Below are 16,856 nucleotides of genomic sequence, written 5' to 3' on the forward strand. Positions count from 1 at the left end.
AATATAAATAATAATATGTAAACATCTTCCTTCTAATTTTTATGTTTTAGGATATAATTGATATGATGTTTTAATTTAGGAGGATAATTTTATGGCAATTTTACAGAAGCAAGGACTAACTTCAGAAGATTTACAACTATTAAATTCAGAAATGTTAAAGAAACAAAAGTCATCTGGTGTAACTTGGTTATTATGGTTCTTTACTGGAGGAATAGGGGGGCATCGGTTTTATTTAGGAAAAACAGGTACGGCAGTTGCAATGTTATTGACACTCGGAGGATTGGGAATATGGACATTTATAGACCTATTTCTACTAAATGGTATGATAAAAACTACTAATGAAAATATTGAAAATGATTTAATCTCTGAAATACGATTATATAAAGATGCAGAACAAAATTCTGCTGTAAGTGTTTAAGCAAAGAAGGTGAAAGATTGAATCAGAAATTAAGCAAAAAAGATCTTACACTTGAAGAACTAGCCTTTTTGGAATCAGAAATGCTAAAAAAGGTGAAGAGTAAAGAAGCGGCTTGGGGTTTATGGGCAGGATTATCATTTTTTGGGGCTCATCGGTTTTTTACTGAAGATTACAAATATGCAAGTGTGATGCTTACAACTACAATATTACCATTAATTACCATCATCCTTTTAGTTGGTTCAAATATTTCAGGAATATTTTTTGCTGTTTCTATATTTTTTTTGATAGGTTCTGTTGTTTGGAGTTGGATTGATGCTTTTTTCCTTAATTCAAGAATAACCAAGTTAAATGACGACATTGAGCAAACTATTATATATGAGATTTCAAATGGTAGAGGTTGATGTCAAATATTTTTATCGCATATAACATTTGGATAGCTATGATGTTGTCCAAATGTTCTTTATAAAGAGCTAGATAAACTTTATGTATTTATCCCCAATATCCCCAATATCCCCAATTGTTCCGTGCGTCCAGCAATCATGTTACTAGAATCACATCTTGAAGTTTTTCACTGGATTTTTCATCTACATCAACTCCCAATCTAATATTAAGGGAAAATAAAACCAGTATATAGGAGGGGTTCATATTGAGTAAATATATGGCAATTATGGCTATATTATCAGGAATAATATTTATTAAATTTGCAGAAGGTCCAATACAATCATCCTTTATGAAAATGGGCTTTATGTTTATAGTTGCTGGGGTAGTAATTTTCATTGCTCCATCGATCTTAAAAATGGTAAAAAAAATGAAAATGAATTACTTCCTAACCAATGGAACAAGTATTAAAGCAGATGTGGAAGGAGTGTTTATTAACTATAGCATTAAGCTAAAAGGTTATGGATCGTGGAACACCAGCACAGGTCAATCACCTTATAAAATAAAAGCGGAATGGTGCAATCCAAGGACGAATCAAATACATATTTTTACTAGTGAAAACCTTTGGATTGATTCATCCATTGATTTACCAAGTCAAATTGATGTTTACATTGATGAACTTAATCCTAAAAAATACTATATGGATTGTAGGTTCTTAGGAGATTCTGCATTAACAATGCCTAAAATGGGTAAGAGCGCAATTATTCCTATGATTTTGGGTTTTGGTATACTCATCTATATGTACTTTAAACTTACTTCTGCATTTGGAGTATGAACAAACTCTAAATAAAATAGGAGGATTTCAAGTTGTTAAAACTTAATGTAGTTACGTTGATTTTAGCAGGAATTATTTTAATAGACTTTGGTTTTGGAATGGAAAATCCAGAACTATTTAATGTGTCTGAACTCATGGTGAAGATGGGGTTTCTTTTTATTGTTTCAGCAATGGTTGCTTTCATGATACCAACAATCATAAAGCTTATTAAAAAAACAAAAGCAAGCTATTTTCTATCAAATGGAATCCATATTAAAGCAGATGTGAAAGAAGCGTTTATTAACTATAGTATTACACTAAAAGGTCATGGATCGTGGAATACGAGCACAGGTCAATCACCTTACAAAATTAAAGCAGAATGGTATAATCCAAAAACAGATCAAATACATATATTTATTAGTGAAAACCTTTGGATTGATTCATCCATTGATTTACCAAATCAAATTGATGTTTATATTAAAGAAATAAATCCCAATAAATACTATATGGACTGCAGGTCTATAATAGATTCGATTCAAAAAACACGTAAATTAAATAAAATATTTATTATTCATATTTTTGCAAATATGGGATCTCTTCTTATCGCATATTTTGTACTTCATAAAATTGTTTTAAATGCTTTAAATTGAAGAAAGAAAACTTTGAACCAAAATTAATGATTGAATTAGAAAAAATGAAAAAAACGTTTGGACAACTGTTCTGTTGTCTAAGCGTTTTTAGTTTTTTTAAAAAATAAAGTATGAAAAAACTGGAATGATCCAAAATAAATAAGAAAATACATTTAAATATGACAATAAAAGGAGGTAAGATTGGACAAATGGTTAAAGGAAGTATGATTACCAAAATAATAGTGGTTATCATCTTTTTCACTATTTTATCGACGCCTTTACAAGCAAGTGCAGAAGGAACTGAAAATGCTCAACAGGATTGTTATAGTCAAGAAGTTGTAGATTTAAAATTTGAACTTAGAAGACTTTGGATAGATCACACATGGTGGACAAGAAATGTGATCATCAGCAAACTTGCTGGCTTAGATGATAAAGAAAAAGCATTAGAGAGATTATTACAAAATCAAACGGACATTGGTAATGCAATCAAACCTTACTATGGGGACGAAGCTGGTGAAGAACTGACTAAACTGCTGATTGATCATATTTTGATCGCAGGTAACATTATTGATGCAGCTTTAAGAGAAGATGAAGTTGAATATGAAAAACAAAATACGGCATGGTTTAAAAACGCCGATGATATTGCCAGTTTTTTAAGTAAGGCAAATCCAAATTGGTCAGAGGAAGAATTGCAAGATTTACTTTACTTGCATTTGGAATTAACAAGGGATGAAACGGTTGCTAGGCTGGAAAAGGATTGGGAGGCAGATATTGATGCATTCGACGTAGGTGAAGATCATATTATTAAACTGGCTGATACTCTTTCAGAAGGGATCATTAAACAGTTTCCAGAGCAGTTTAAGTAAATCAAAATTATTGTGCGGCTTCTAGTTTAAAGCTTAGAGGTCGTTTTTTTTGATAATAATGAATTGTTTATATCAGCGAGCATATTCATCAGGTGTTTTACCAATGATGTTTTTGAAATCTTTTATAAAGTGAGATTGATCATAATAGCCAAGATCCATCGATAGTTTCAACCAGTCATGATTTAAATTATGGTCAATCATTTCAGCTGCATTTTGAAGGCGGTAAAGTTTAATCACCCATTTAGGGCTGACTCCTACATATTGTTGGAATATTCTCTGTAACTTTCTTTTATTTATGCGAATCTGTTCACAAACATGATCTACTTTCGTAATTTCTTTGTTTTCAATTATTACATCGATGATTTCATTTATAAATCTTACATTCTCATCTTTTTTAGGTAGTTTTTCACAAATGACACTTTCTAAGTATTCAACCATTTTTTCTTCATTAGGAAGGGACAGAACAGCTTTCTCAAGTGTCCGAGAATCAATAGCGAATACATTCTGAACGTCCATAGGATGGTCGATTAAATCAGAAACTGATTGTTTAATAAAAGGATAAAACCCTCCTGGTTTGAATTTGACTCCAAAAACACACCCCTTTCCTTTTACAGGATAGGAGAACATATTTTTTGCAGGTCCAAATATCCCAGTTTTATTTTTTTCAATGACTAAATTAACGCAAGGATTCGGAATGACATCTTGCCAAAATGGTTCTTTATCTGTTAAATCCCATTTAACTCTCCAAAAGTGTTTTATGAAAAAACTAGTTTCTAATGAAGGAGTATAACGTGAGAGGTGATAACTTTTATCTCTATCGTTTAACTTCAAAACCCCCATACTTTTATTAGTTACATTTGAATTCATATATTGTTCTCCTTTTTATTCCTTTAAAGGTTTGTATGTCTAATCATTAAAAATGAACTTGTCGTGTTTTTACAATACTTTCATTTTATTAACAATTATAATTATTTTAGTAATGTTAAACAAATAAAACTTTTTAAATATGGAGGATGAACTATGAATAATCTTAAACTTAAATATGAATTTTACATTGATGCTCAGCCAGAGGAAGTTTGGAATACTTTAATATCACCAGAAGGCACTCGTAAAACTTTTTTTGGATGTGTGATAAAATCCACCTTTAAAAAAGGGGATTCGTTATCGTATGTAGGACCTGGTAAAGAAGGGGACGAAACAATCCATGTGTATGGAGAGGTATTAGCATTTGAGCCTAATAAAGTGTTTAGTTATATGGAACACCCTGGTTCTTCTTATCATGCCAATCATGAAGAGCTCGAGTCAAGAGTTACTTTTACATTGGAGTCAGTTGGTAAATGTACAAAATTGACATTGGTGAATGATCAGTGGACAGCTAACCACCCTGCTTATGAAAATACGGAGCAACATTGGTGGATGATTCTTAGTAATATAAAAACAGTGACAGAAACGGGGAACGTATTAGACTTTGGTTGGTAGAGCCGGGACAGAGTTTATCTTATGAAGTAAACAAGAATAAATAAAAATGTTTAAGGAAAAATATTGAAATGGTGTAAGGGACGGGATGTAGTTCACTCGTTCCTTCTTAAGATATTAGAACAAAATCATTTTAGTGGGGTGTAGATATGTCAGTAGAAATGCTTTCCACCTTTATTATACTAATCATCGCTACCCTATTTTTTATAAGTGGTAAAGTAAGAGCGGATATCGTAGCGGTAGGATCACTATTGTTATTATTTATTACAGGCATCCTAACCACGAATGAAATTTTAGCAGGTTTCTCCAACTCTATTGTCATTATGATCGCTAGTTTATTTATTGTTGGAGCAGGAATATTTAATACAGGATTAGCCAAGCAAATTGGCAAACAGTTACTTAGATTAGCTGGAGAAAGCCAGTGGAAGCTTTTTATCATTATTATTATCGTTGTGGGTGGTTTTAGTGGATTTTTAAGTAATACAGGTACTGTTGCCGTTTTGTTGCCCGTTGTTTTAAGTATTTGTATGGAAATGAAAGCAAACCCATCTCAGTTTTTAATTCCACTTGCGTTTGCAAGTAGTTTAGGCGGGATGATGACTTTAATTGGGACACCTCCTAATATCGTCATTAGTGAGGTATTATTAGAATACAACTATGAACCGCTATCTTTTTTTGATTTTACACCGTTAGGATTAGTGGCATTAATTGTTGGGGGGCTATTTCTTTTAGTTACAAGGAATAAGTTGTTGCCGAACCGTCAAACTCGTCGAAATGCACAATCCTCTTTATCCTCTAATGAACTAATTAGTTTTTATGAGTTGCAGAATAAACTTCATTATGTTCGTGTTACCAGCACTTCTAATATTGTGAGTCAAAATTTAGCTGATATTAAACTTTCTGAAAAATATAAAATCACTGTGGTTGAAATTCACCGTAGAATAAACGGACGTTTTATTGGATTGGGACAAAAACAACTGTCCCCTTACTCTAACACCATTTTGCAAGAAAATGATTGTTTACTTTTATTTGGTGATGGGCAAGTAGTTAATCAGTTTATTTCTGACTATAATCTTGAACATGCAAGTAAAGATAATAGGATATTACAAGAAGAACTCGTCTCTAAAAAATTCGGACTATTGGAATTTTTTATCCCCCCTCATTCTAAGTTTCAAAATAAAACTATAGCTGATTTGCACTTTAGAGAAAAATACCATTGCAACGTAGTAGCCATAAACAAAAAAGGAAAGTTCATTGTTTCTAATATAAAAGACGTTAAGTTGAATCTTGGTGACGCTTTATTGGTTCATGGCGATTGGGATGATATCGAGTTATTAGCAAGTGAGAAGTTAGACGTAATTAGTGGAGCAGATGTTTCTAATGAAGCAAAAGCTGCTTATGGCAAAGGAAAGGCACCGATTGCGGCAACCATTATGCTCTTTATGCTTTCTATGATGATATTAGAAATAGTACCCACTGTAGTTGCTGTCATGATTTCTGCATTTTTGATGATCATAACAGGATGTATTAAATCCATTTCAGAAGCATATCAGCAAGTAAATTGGGAGGCAGTCGTATTGTTAGCTGCGATGTTACCAATGGCTACAGCATTAGAAAAAACAGGAGGTATTAAATACATATCGGATGGATTGTTATCTACAATCGGTGAATTAGGAACGTATCCTCTGTTCATTGGGTTCTATCTAATTACGATGTTATTAAGCCAATTTATAAGTAATACAGCTACAGCAGTTATATTTGCTCCCATCGCAATCACAACTGGCATTAATATAGGTGTTAGTCCTTATCCTTTTTTAATGGCTGTTGCCATATCTGCCAGCATGGCATTTGCTACTCCAGTTGCTTCACCTACAAATGCTTTAGTGATGACTGCAGGTGGATATTCTTTTTCTGATTATGTGAAAGTGGGTGTTCCATTACAACTAGTTCTCGGTATAGTAATGCTCATCATGATACCACTGCTGTTTCCATTCTAAAATAATAACACATCCATTCTTGTTGAAGGCAATTCCCCATTCTAAGGGTTTAAGGGTAATTTAGTTGTATGAGCATTTTTTTTTATCATTTCTATTGACAAACATAGATTACAGATGTAGTATGTATTTACGGACTACAGTTGTAGGGAGGTGTTGTCAATAATCGAAAAAATCATTGTAAGAGTGGAGTGTAATAAAAGCATTATAAAAATATCACCCAGTATTTTCATTTGAAATGATGATTGTTTTAAAGAATCGAACTGGAGTCCTGACACCATTCTCACCTTGATTATATGACTGTAAAATATAGAATTTTAAATTTCATGCTACTACTTAAACGATAAAAAAATAAGGAGGATTAATATGTTTAAAAAAATATCATTAAAAAAATCTATTACAGCTACTGTATTGGCTGTAGGAATAGGCTTAGTCGGGTTAACGAGTGCTTTTGCGAGTACAAATGCTGGTGCTAATGAAATTGTTTACGATGAAATTATTGATCATGAAATAATTTTAAAAGAAGCAAAAGAAGCAGGAATAGAAACAGAAGGTAAAACGATAGAAGAAATCTTGGAAGAACTGGACAATAAGTATCTAATTGAAGAAGCAAAAGAAGCAGGGATAGAAACAGAAGGTAAAACGTATGAAGAAATCCTAGAAGAACTGGATTATAAGTATCTAATGGAAGAAGCAAAAGAAGCAGGGATAGAAACAGAAGGTAAAACGGTAGAAGAAATCCTAGAAGAACTGGACAATAAGTATCTAATGGAAGAAGCAAAAGAAGCAGGGATAGAAACAGAAGGTAAAACGATAGAAGAAATCTTGGAAGAACTGGACAATAAGTATCTAATGGAAGAAGCAAAAGAAGCAGGAATAGAAACAGAAGGTAAAACGGTAGAAGAAATCTTGGAAGAACTGGACAATAAGTATCTAATGGAAGAAGCAAAAGAAGCAGGAATAGAAACAGAAGGTAAAACGATAGAAGATATCTTGGAAGAACTGGACAATAAGTATCTAATGGAAGAAGCAAAAGAAGCAGGGATAGAAACAGAAGGTAAAACGGTAGAAGAAATCTTGGAAGAACTGAACAATAAGTATCTAATGGAAGAAGCAAAAGAAGCAGGGATAGAAACAGAAGGTAAAGCGTATGAAGAAATCTTAGAAGAATTGATAAATATCTATCTAATGGAGGGAGGAATAGAAACAGAAGATACAATGTATGAAAATTTACAGTTAGAGGAACTATACGATTGATTTTGATTCAAAATTTAGAGTTGTGCCCTGTGCGCAGCTCTATTATTTTGAATTGTTTAAACATACAAGATTCTTTTAAGAGTTTACTTGACAAAACTAATATTATGGCTGTAGTATGTATCTAAAGACTACAAATGTAAGGAAGTGATTCCAATTAAAGATCTCCCAAAAATATCAGAAGCTGAATGGAAAATAATAAAAGTATTATGGAGAAATTCACCATTAACTTCATCTGAAATTATTGATGCATTAAAAAAAGATACGAGTTGGAGCCCTAAAACGATTCATACACTCATTAGTCGTTTAGTCAAAAAAGAAGCGATTGGAGTAAAAAAAGAATCTCGATTAAATTCTTTTTTCCCACTTGTTACTGAGGACGAGTGTAAGAGAGTAGAAACAAAATCATTTTTGGAAAAAGTATATTCAGGTTCCGTTAAAATGTTTATTGCAAATTTCATCAAAGATGAAAAACTATCTCAAAATGAGATTGAAGAATTAAAACTCATTCTTGAAGAAAAAAAGGATTCTTAGTGTAAGGACATCCTCAATAAAAAGGAGGAGAATTAGTGGACCTAACATCATTATTTAAAACCATTTTAAATTTATCATTGATGAGTAGTGTTGTCATAGGAATGATCATATTAGTAAAATTGATTTTTAAAGATAAACTGAATCCCCAATGGCATTACTATATCTGGTTCCTTGTTATATTAAGATTAATCATTCCGTATACACCAGAAAGCTCATTGAGTATTTTCAATTTATTTCCCCAAACACTACAACAGATTGATTCCACACAGCACATAAGTAATGCAGAAGTTTTCAATAATAAAGACAACAATTTTATAATACCGAATACGGATAAAAATGCTAACCGTGGACAGGAGTCCCTTGCTCTTACTCCAAATCAAGTGAATGAAACTTTTAAGTTGAATTACGAGGTATTAGGAATCATTTGGATTACAGGTACACTTATCATATTGTTAACGTTTCTCATTGTAAATACGCGATTTCATTGGAAACTTAGGAAACAATCAAGATGCGAAGATGTAGAGTTTACTAAACTTTTAGCGAATTGCAAAATTGAAATGAAGATGAGAGATAAGATTATCATGATTTATGATGATGCAATAAACACACCTTCAATCACAGGGTTGATTCGTCCCAAACTATTACTGCCAAAAGAAATAATACATCAATTATCAGATGAAGAGAAAAGATATGTATTTTTGCACGAGCTTACTCATTTAAAAAGAAAAGATATCTTCATTACTTGGATTACTTTATTCGTTCAAGCGATCAACTGGTTTAACCCTTTGGTTTGGTATGCCTTTTATAGAATGCGTGAAGATGGTGAAGTGGCATGTGATGCTTATGTTTTATCTCATTTAAAGAAATCAGAGCATTTGGAATATGGGAAAACAATTATCACTGTTTTAACAAAACTATCCAAACCTAATTTGATTCCTGTATCGATGGGAATGGCAAAAAACAAAAAGATGATAAAAAGAAGAATATTGAGAATAAAAACGTATAAAAAAACGTCATTTAAAAAATCTGTTACGGCTGCTGTATTAGCAGTAGGAATTGGCTTAGTAGGGTTAACTAGTGCTATGGGGAGTACAAATACTGAGAGCTCAGTAGAATATATAGGCTATATTAGTGATAAAGATATGAATGGAATATTCGTAGTTGAAGGGGATTCTCAGGAAGATGTACAAACAGATTCCGATAGAGCTTGGTTTTCTATTCCTAATGATTTGCAGTTAGATGATTTGCAAGTAGGTCAAAAAGTAAAAGTATTATATAGTGATATGACATCATTATTTCCAGAACAATTTACAGCAGAAAAAGTGATCGTGTTGGATGATTTTTGGGTCAATATAGATATCCCATCATATGAAATTTTTGATACTGAACTAATTTTAGAAGAAGCAAAAGAATTAGGTATAGAAACAGAAGGAAAAACAATTGAAGAAATCTTAGAAGAACTGGATCATATTTATCTAATGGAAGAAGCAAAAGAAGTAGGTATAGATACAGAAGGGAAAGCGGTTGAAGAAATCATGGAAGAACTGGATCATATTTATCTAATGGAAGAAGCAAAAGAAGTAGGTATAGAAACAGAAGGAAAAACGATTGAAGAAATCTTAGAAGAAGTGGATAATATCTATCTAATGGAAGCCGAAACCCAAGGTGAAACGGTTGAAGATGAATAATCAAAAAAAATTACCGTACTTATGTAAAGAACCTCTAAAATCACAAGTAAAGTGTTTTTTGAGGTTCTTTTTACGTTTGAAGAGTTTACGGAAAGAAATTTCTAAATTACAGCTTAAATGAGCTTTTCAAGGATACGATCATATTAAACACAATATGATCTTTTGTTGTGTGTTTTGGATCTACATTAAAATAACCGTGTCTAAAGAACTGGTATTTATCCTGCGGCTTTACATCTTTCATATTGGGCTCAATGAATCCATTTAAAACTTGTAAAGAACTCGGATTCACATGATCTAAGAATGTTTTTTCTTCAGCATTTTCTTCCACTTGCTGTTCTTCTTCATCTAATATCAATGGTTCGTATAAGCGGAATTCTGCTGGAATTGCATGATTTGCATCCACCCAATGCAGTGTTCCTTTTACTTTACGTCCCGTAAATCCTGAACCACTTTTTGTTTCGGGGTCATAGGTACAATGGATTTCAATGACTTCTCCATTTTCATTTTTTATCACATTTTCACATTTAATAAAGTACGCATGTTTCAATCGAACTTCATTTCCAGGAAATAAGCGGAAATATTTTTTAGGTGGATTCTCCATAAAATCCTCTTGTTCAATATAAATTTCTCTTGAAAAAGGAATTTGTCTTATCCCCATCTCAGGATTTTCAGGGTTGATTTCCGCATCTAACATCTCAACCTGTCCCTCTGGGTAATTGGTAATCACTATTTTTAAAGGACGTAGAACCCCCATCGTACGGGGTGATTTTAGTTTTAAATCTTCTCTAACATAATGGTCAAGCATTCGAGAATCAACGGCTCCGTCTCCTCTTGTTACACCTAACTCACGAATAAAGGTGCGGATGGCTTCTGCAGTAAAACCTCTTCTTCTAAGAGCAGAAATAGTAGGCATACGGGGATCATCCCATCCGTCCACAAACCCTTCGTCTACTAGCTGCTTTAGTTTACGTTTACTCATCACTGTGTTTGTTAAATTTAGACGACCAAATTCAATTTGTTGAGGAGTGCTTTCCATTTCGGTTTGTTCAATAATCCAATTATATAGAGGCCTTTGATCTTCAAACTCAAGTGTACAGATCGAATGTGTCACATCTTCTATGGCATCTTCTATCGGATGAGCAAAGGCATACATTGGATAAATACACCACTTATCTCCAGTATTATGATGTGTTGTATGTGCAATTCGATATAAGACTGGGTCTCTCATATTGATATTAGATGAACTCATATCAATTTTAGCTCTTAATACTTTTTGTCCATTCCCAAATTCACCTTTACGCATACGATCAAACAAATCAAGATTTTCTTCTATAGTTCGATCACGATAAGGACTGTTTTTACCTGGTTCAGTTAAAGTGCCACGATAAGAACGGATTTCATCTGCTGATAGATCATCCACATAAGCTAACCCTTTTTTAATTAATAGTATCGCTCGATTGTACATTTCTTCAAAATAATCTGAAGCAAAAAATAACCCATCCCAATCAAAACCAAGCCATTGTACATCTTCTTTGATGGATTGAACGAATTCCACATCCTCTTTCAAAGGATTGGTATCATCAAAGCGTAAGTTTGTTTTCCCATTAAATTCATCGGCAAGATCAAAGTTAGTTATAATCGACATTGCGTGTCCAATATGTAAGTAGCCATTCGGTTCAGGTGGAAAACGAGTGATCACATGGTCACGTTTACCTGTTTCTAAATCTTTTTGAATAATGGGTCTAATAATATTAGATGTGTTATTTTCCATCATTTTCAACCTTCCTTATTTTAAAGATCATGTTCACATAAAATTTAATCTTATTTATAACATATATAAAAAGTTTTTTCCAACATTCTTATTTGATTAGAAACGAACCATAATTTATTTTAACATGAACTATCATATCTGACCTTATTCTATATTTTTGACTAGTTATACGCATTTTAGTTTACATGATTATGCATCATTTTTACTATAGAATTCATATAATGCATATGTTATGGTTATATATACATTCAAAATTTCAATAATTGAATGAAATGGTTGGAGTGGGAGGAAAAGAGATTAAAAAGAAAGGAGGAAAGCAGAGATATTTTTAGTGGTTGTTCACAATTAAAGTTATAGTTACAACTTTATATAGAAATCGTTTTCAAAATTATTTTAATTTAACAAATTTTATTTTTCTTTTAAAAAAGAGTTGTTTAATTTTATTGCTAGTTTTACTTAAATTCTTGTTGAACAATACATAGTGAGAATAATATTACAATATGACCTGTATGATTTTTATCTTCTGATAAGGTAAGTATTAATAAGGTGGTTATGAAGTTAAAAAAATATGGTTCAAGTTTGATTATTACAGTTCTATTGTGTAACTAGGAATTTATTGTTTTTATAATAAATAACTCACTATTATAAATATACATCAGAAATTATTATATTTATATAATTCCACAAGAATAATAAAAACCCTTTTAAATTATAAAATTTATTTTCAAATGTTAAAAAACGATTAAAAAACGTCATGGAGGAGAAAATATGTTAAAAAAAATGGTATCGATAACATCAATGCTATCGTTAGTATTATCATCATTATTTACTGGCAATCTCGTATCTGCTGCAGATGATTATATAGCTGAATTAAAAACAGTAAGTTCAAGTTCATCACAAATCTCTTTTACATCTAATGTGAATACAAGCTGGGTTGATGTTCATTACAAAGTAAATTCAGGTGTACAACAAAATGTTAGAATGAATCAAAATGGGAGTACTTTTACACATAACTTAAACAATTTACAAGCTGGAGATGTTGTAAGTTATTCTTTTACTTACAATAATGGAATACCTGCTTACGATACATCTTGGTTTACTGGGACACATGGTGAAGTAGTTGAGCCAGAACCGACACCAGAACCGACACCAGAACCGACACCAGACCCTGAACCCAATCCGGATGCCCCACCTCTTATTGTGGATGATTTTAATGAATGGATACAATGGAACGGGAATCAAAATGACTTAGGTCAAGCCATTGTAAGAAACGGTGGTACTTACAATCTAGAAGGGAATGCAAATCTGTATTTCTTCTTTAATGGAGGCAGCTCTCCTGAATCTTTTGATCAATTCGTTAATAGAGATATTTCTGCTTATGATACTTTAGAGTTAGTATTAAAAGGTGGATCAGGAGGAGAAGAGGAATATATTAATTTAGTCTTAAATGATGATTCTAATCATTCCCTATCTTTATCTAACTATGGGAATCTGACAACAAACTATAGTACAATACAAGTCCCATTAGCAGATTTTAATGCAAACCTTGTTAACGCTAAATATATTCGTTTTGAAGGTGTGGGAACTGCAAAGATCGTTCGTATTGATGAAATGATTCTAAAATCAACTGGTATTTCACCAACGGATCCAACAGACCCAACAGACCCAACAGATCCAGTTGATCCAGACCCAACGGATCCGACAGATCCTGGTGATGTCCCTGATTTTCCTACAGGTAACGGTGTAATGACTTTCCAATTGCAAAATGGAACAAATGGACAGTATTCAGATGATGAAATTTATTGGGCAATTTATGGTTATAACAAAGCAACAGGACAGCTTAGTTATGTTGATGCTAATGGGAATTTAATTGCTAGTTCAGTCAGTGACAACGATGCACCTGGTCATTTAACGAAAAATGGTGAGAATTATGCTAATTATTTTAATAAAATGAGTGAAACAGATTGGGTTTCTATGCCGGAAATTGATTCTGGTAGAATGTTCATTAGTATGGGAAGTCCAATGTATATCAAACTAAATATGGCTGCTGATGGCAGAGTAGGGTTTGCTGGACCAGATTTGAACAATCCAACTGATCCGAACCAAGACATTTATTTTGAGTGGATTGAGTTTACAATTGATCAGTGGGGGTATCATGGAAATACCACAAGAGTTGACCAATTCAGTTTCCCAATCACTACTAGATTAGTGGCTTCCGACGGTTATGATAGAATCGTTGGTGAGACTTACACTCGTGACCAAATATTTACTGCATTTAATAATGAAATGCCAACAGAATTTCAAACCCTGGTTGAAGAGCCATATCGAATTGTTGCCCCTGGAAAAGGTGAATTTAAGCCTGAAGGAATTTACGGAAATTACTTTGATAACTACGTTAATGAAGTATGGGACTATTATAGAACTAACGAACTAACATTTACAGCCGAAGCTGGTTCATTCAGTGGTCATGTAATAGGAGATGATTTTGTCTTTTCTAAAAACGGTGGTCCATATGATTTATTCATTAGAAATAAACCAACAACACTTGAAGTGTTTGAGTGCTCAGGACCGATGGATACAGGTAGTCCGGATGAAAAAGTAGTAGAAGCTCAAGTTTGCGCTGCTTTAAATAGAGGTATTATGTACGATCCTGCAAATTGGGGTAATTCTGATTTTTTTTATCAAAATGATACTGCCAACTTTTATGCAAAATTTTGGCATGACTATAGCATAGATGGATTAGCTTATGGATTTGCTTATGACGATGTTAGAAATTATAGTACTTTATTAGAACATCATGATCCTGACGCATTATTCATTAATGTGGGTTGGTAGTATGAAGTTTATTTAAAAAGTTTTGAAAAAAAATATGAAAAAAAGCTTGTAGGAGTTGCTTTTTCCACAAGCTTTTTTCAGTATTTTAACATTATACCAACATTATTGTGAGATTCCTCAAATTATTGATTCAGAAAGTTTATAATTTAATAACTAGAGGTGTTTTAGCCTTGTTTTGTATTTCGATGTACTAGTTAAATTCATTTTCTTTTTCCTTCTATAATTATGCTTTTTTGTATTCCCGACGATATAAGCCCCAAAAGGTAATAACGAAATTAAATAAATCAATATAAAAGTAATGAGTAAAGTAATCACAAATAGCCCCAAAACTTGAGTAATTGTATGATTGAACCACTCCACTGTATATGGAGCAATATACCTTTGTACCTGCCAATGCACTAAATAAATACCAAAAGAATATTTGCTTATTAAATTTACGATTCGGAGGTTTGGTATCAATTGACCCCATGCCATCACTGCTAAACTAATGGAAAAGGTTAGAGGAATTAAATCAAACCTTCTTGAATTGACACCCACGATACCTGATTTGTAACTGAAATAAACAATATATATTGAGCTTAATAACCCCAAGATTGTATACCATCTATATTTAAATAACGTTTTGGAAAAGAATTTATAATGTCTACCAATTAAAAAAGCAATTGTGAAGTAACCAAACCATGCAGTAAAAGGTAATTTTAGTTCCGCTTTATATTCTTGAACGAACGGTATATTCGTATGTAACAAATACAAATGAATTCCCATTACAATAAAACTAATGGGGATGAGAATTCGTATTGGAATGTTAAAACGAATCACAAAGTAATGTAATACATAAAATTGAAGAACTATTAAAATGAAATACCCTTCGTAACTACCTAAAAAGATATTATCTAGCAGTTTTTTCTGTAAGTCGATATTTGAATATAGTTGCTTTACAATGATGGCATCAATGACAGCAAATACTAAAAAAGGCACATAAATCCACTTCAATCGCTTCTGCCAAAATTGATCAGGTAATTGATCAGGATATCGATTAGCTAAGATCATCTCTGATAAGATAATGAATGTTGGGGTAGCATAACATAAAAGAATTCTTAATAGCTCGTATAATTCATTATTGGGATATCCAGTTAGATTGCCAGTTTGAGTTGTGCTGTGTAAAAAAACAATGCTAAGACAAGCTATAACTCTTAATAAATTCCATTCTTTTATCATAATTAACCTCTTAGATGTTAAAAAAATTTATTGAATCATGAAACAAAATGAAAAGCTATAAAACTATCATATTAAATAAAGGAAAAAGAAACTAGATTCAATTATTGCCAAAATATCAATCAAAGAATGCTATACTTAAGTAAACATAAATGTATGGATTCGTTTATATATGATTTAGATCAATTTTTCATGGGAAAAGGGAGTTGGAAATTGTGCAAAGATCAGCACTTATAGCAGGAGCTAGTGGCTTGGTTGGAAGTGAATTGCTTACCTATTTACTTGAAAGTAATGAATATCATAGTGTTACAGCGATTGTACGAAAGTCACTTCATATCAAACATCCGAAATTAAAACAAGTCATTGTTGACTTTGAACAACTAAACAAAGATGAACAAATTTTTAAAGTGGATGATGTTTTTTGTTGTTTGGGAACGACGATAAAAAAAGCAAAAACACAAGAAACGATGACTAGAATTGATGTGGAGTACCCACTTCAAATAGCAAAGTTGTCTAATAAGATGGGGGCAAGACAGTTCCTTGTTATAAGTGCTATGCAAGCAAATCCTAGCTCCTTAACGTTTTACTCACGTATTAAAGGGAGGTTAGAGCAAGAGTTACAAAACATTGGTTTTGAAACACTTCATATTTTTAGACCTTCGTTATTAATAGGGGATCGAAAAGAATTTAGATTTGGTGAAAAAACAGCAGAAATTCTATTTAATGCACTTTTTTTTATTTTTATTGGTCCTTTAAAAAAGTATAGAGCTATACATGCAACAACCGTAGCTCAAGGAATGCTTAATGCTGCAAAAAGTAGGAAAAAGGGTGTATTCATTTATTTATCAGATGAAATATAAAAGGTTCAGAAAATTTCTCTTGTAATTCTTACTTTAAGACACTTAAAATTAAAAAAATTTTACTTCTGTAATTTTACATGACTTACCCTATAAAATATAAGTACATAGATTTAATGTGCATTTG

Annotated in this window: 15 protein-coding genes; 12 read left to right on the top strand and 3 right to left on the bottom strand. The window is 32.3% G+C overall.

Features of this window, described 5'->3' with window-relative positions; genetic code table 11:
* Positions 1-91: 91 nt before the first annotated feature.
* The 5 genes from VQL36_RS00955 to VQL36_RS00975 all read left to right on the top strand — a co-directional run bounded on the left by VQL36_RS00955 (position 92) and on the right by VQL36_RS00975 (position 3,105).
* A complete protein-coding gene (locus tag VQL36_RS00955) occupies positions 92-418 on the top strand; it encodes a TM2 domain-containing protein (RefSeq protein WP_349247511.1) in 327 nt (108 codons plus the stop codon).
* A gap of 17 nt (positions 419-435) precedes the next feature.
* Positions 436-819, top strand: coding sequence for an NINE protein (locus tag VQL36_RS00960; RefSeq protein ID WP_349247512.1), 384 nt, complete (start codon positions 436-438; stop codon positions 817-819).
* A gap of 245 nt (positions 820-1,064) precedes the next feature.
* Positions 1,065-1,631 (top strand): hypothetical protein, encoded by a 567-nt coding sequence (locus VQL36_RS00965; RefSeq protein ID WP_349247513.1) that lies wholly within the window; start codon positions 1,065-1,067, stop codon positions 1,629-1,631.
* A 32-nt stretch (positions 1,632-1,663) separates the two neighbouring features.
* Complete coding sequence (locus tag VQL36_RS00970) at positions 1,664-2,260, top strand: hypothetical protein (protein WP_349247514.1); 597 nt, start codon at positions 1,664-1,666, stop codon at positions 2,258-2,260.
* Between the two features lie 188 nt (positions 2,261-2,448).
* The gene (locus VQL36_RS00975) at positions 2,449-3,105 is read left to right on the top strand and encodes a glycosyltransferase (protein WP_349247515.1); all 657 of its coding nucleotides are present in this window, start codon (positions 2,449-2,451) and stop codon (positions 3,103-3,105) included.
* A gap of 72 nt (positions 3,106-3,177) precedes the next feature.
* Here VQL36_RS00975 and VQL36_RS00980 read toward each other — a convergent pair whose 3' ends face one another.
* Entirely contained in the window at positions 3,178-3,972 is a 795-nt protein-coding gene (locus VQL36_RS00980) for a helix-turn-helix domain-containing protein (RefSeq protein WP_349247516.1), read from the bottom strand.
* Positions 3,973-4,125: 153 nt separating this feature from the next.
* On the opposite strand from VQL36_RS00980, the gene VQL36_RS00985 reads away from it, so the two are divergent.
* The 5 genes from VQL36_RS00985 (at position 4,126) to VQL36_RS01005 (ending at position 10,051) form a co-directional block, all read left to right on the top strand.
* The gene (locus tag VQL36_RS00985) at positions 4,126-4,584 is read left to right on the top strand and encodes an SRPBCC family protein (protein ID WP_349247517.1); all 459 of its coding nucleotides are present in this window, start codon (positions 4,126-4,128) and stop codon (positions 4,582-4,584) included.
* 146 nt (positions 4,585-4,730) lie between these two features.
* Positions 4,731-6,578: an SLC13 family permease gene (locus tag VQL36_RS00990; RefSeq protein ID WP_349247518.1), complete on the top strand. Its 1,848-nt coding sequence runs from the start codon at positions 4,731-4,733 to the stop codon at positions 6,576-6,578.
* Between the two features lie 363 nt (positions 6,579-6,941).
* Positions 6,942-7,832, top strand: coding sequence for a hypothetical protein (locus VQL36_RS00995; RefSeq protein WP_349247519.1), 891 nt, complete (start codon positions 6,942-6,944; stop codon positions 7,830-7,832).
* A 144-nt stretch (positions 7,833-7,976) separates the two neighbouring features.
* Positions 7,977-8,363, top strand: a complete 387-nt coding sequence (locus VQL36_RS01000; protein WP_349247520.1) for a BlaI/MecI/CopY family transcriptional regulator — start codon at positions 7,977-7,979, stop codon at positions 8,361-8,363.
* 35 nt (positions 8,364-8,398) lie between these two features.
* Positions 8,399-10,051, top strand: a complete 1,653-nt coding sequence (locus VQL36_RS01005; RefSeq protein ID WP_349247521.1) for a M56 family metallopeptidase — start codon at positions 8,399-8,401, stop codon at positions 10,049-10,051.
* Positions 10,052-10,157: 106 nt separating this feature from the next.
* Here VQL36_RS01005 and VQL36_RS01010 read toward each other — a convergent pair whose 3' ends face one another.
* On the bottom strand, positions 10,158-11,822 hold the full coding sequence (locus VQL36_RS01010; RefSeq protein ID WP_349251091.1) for a glutamine--tRNA ligase/YqeY domain fusion protein: 1,665 nt from the start codon (positions 11,820-11,822) through the stop codon (positions 10,158-10,160).
* Positions 11,823-12,590: 768 nt separating this feature from the next.
* On the opposite strand from VQL36_RS01010, the gene VQL36_RS01015 reads away from it, so the two are divergent.
* Positions 12,591-14,657 (top strand): glycoside hydrolase family 64 protein, encoded by a 2,067-nt coding sequence (locus tag VQL36_RS01015; protein WP_349247522.1) that lies wholly within the window; start codon positions 12,591-12,593, stop codon positions 14,655-14,657.
* A gap of 153 nt (positions 14,658-14,810) precedes the next feature.
* Here the strand turns inward: VQL36_RS01015 and VQL36_RS01020 are convergent, their stop codons facing one another.
* The gene (locus tag VQL36_RS01020; RefSeq protein WP_349247523.1) at positions 14,811-15,875 is read right to left on the bottom strand and encodes an acyltransferase family protein; all 1,065 of its coding nucleotides are present in this window, start codon (positions 15,873-15,875) and stop codon (positions 14,811-14,813) included.
* A 209-nt stretch (positions 15,876-16,084) separates the two neighbouring features.
* On the opposite strand from VQL36_RS01020, the gene VQL36_RS01025 reads away from it, so the two are divergent.
* Positions 16,085-16,732 carry an oxidoreductase gene (locus VQL36_RS01025; protein ID WP_349251092.1) on the top strand — a complete coding sequence of 216 codons (648 nt, stop codon included), beginning with the start codon at positions 16,085-16,087 and terminating at the stop codon, positions 16,730-16,732.
* Positions 16,733-16,856: the final 124 nt, after the last annotated feature.

Source organism: Chengkuizengella sp. SCS-71B (assembly GCF_040100845.1).
In the GTDB taxonomy this organism is placed as follows: domain Bacteria; phylum Bacillota; class Bacilli; order Paenibacillales; family KCTC-33759; genus Chengkuizengella.

Coding starts and splice junctions, on each gene's coding strand:
- VQL36_RS00985 (WP_349247517.1), top strand. CDS start 4,126: ATGAATAATCTTAAACTTAAATATGAATTTTACATTGATGCTCAGCCA.
- VQL36_RS01020 (WP_349247523.1), bottom strand. CDS start 15,875: ATGATAAAAGAATGGAATTTATTAAGAGTTATAGCTTGTCTTAGCATT.
- VQL36_RS01015 (WP_349247522.1), top strand. CDS start 12,591: ATGTTAAAAAAAATGGTATCGATAACATCAATGCTATCGTTAGTATTA.
- VQL36_RS01010 (WP_349251091.1), bottom strand. CDS start 11,822: ATGGAAAATAACACATCTAATATTATTAGACCCATTATTCAAAAAGAT.
- VQL36_RS00990 (WP_349247518.1), top strand. CDS start 4,731: ATGTCAGTAGAAATGCTTTCCACCTTTATTATACTAATCATCGCTACC.
- VQL36_RS00980 (WP_349247516.1), bottom strand. CDS start 3,972: ATGAATTCAAATGTAACTAATAAAAGTATGGGGGTTTTGAAGTTAAAC.
- VQL36_RS00995 (WP_349247519.1), top strand. CDS start 6,942: ATGTTTAAAAAAATATCATTAAAAAAATCTATTACAGCTACTGTATTG.
- VQL36_RS00975 (WP_349247515.1), top strand. CDS start 2,449: ATGGTTAAAGGAAGTATGATTACCAAAATAATAGTGGTTATCATCTTT.
- VQL36_RS00955 (WP_349247511.1), top strand. CDS start 92: ATGGCAATTTTACAGAAGCAAGGACTAACTTCAGAAGATTTACAACTA.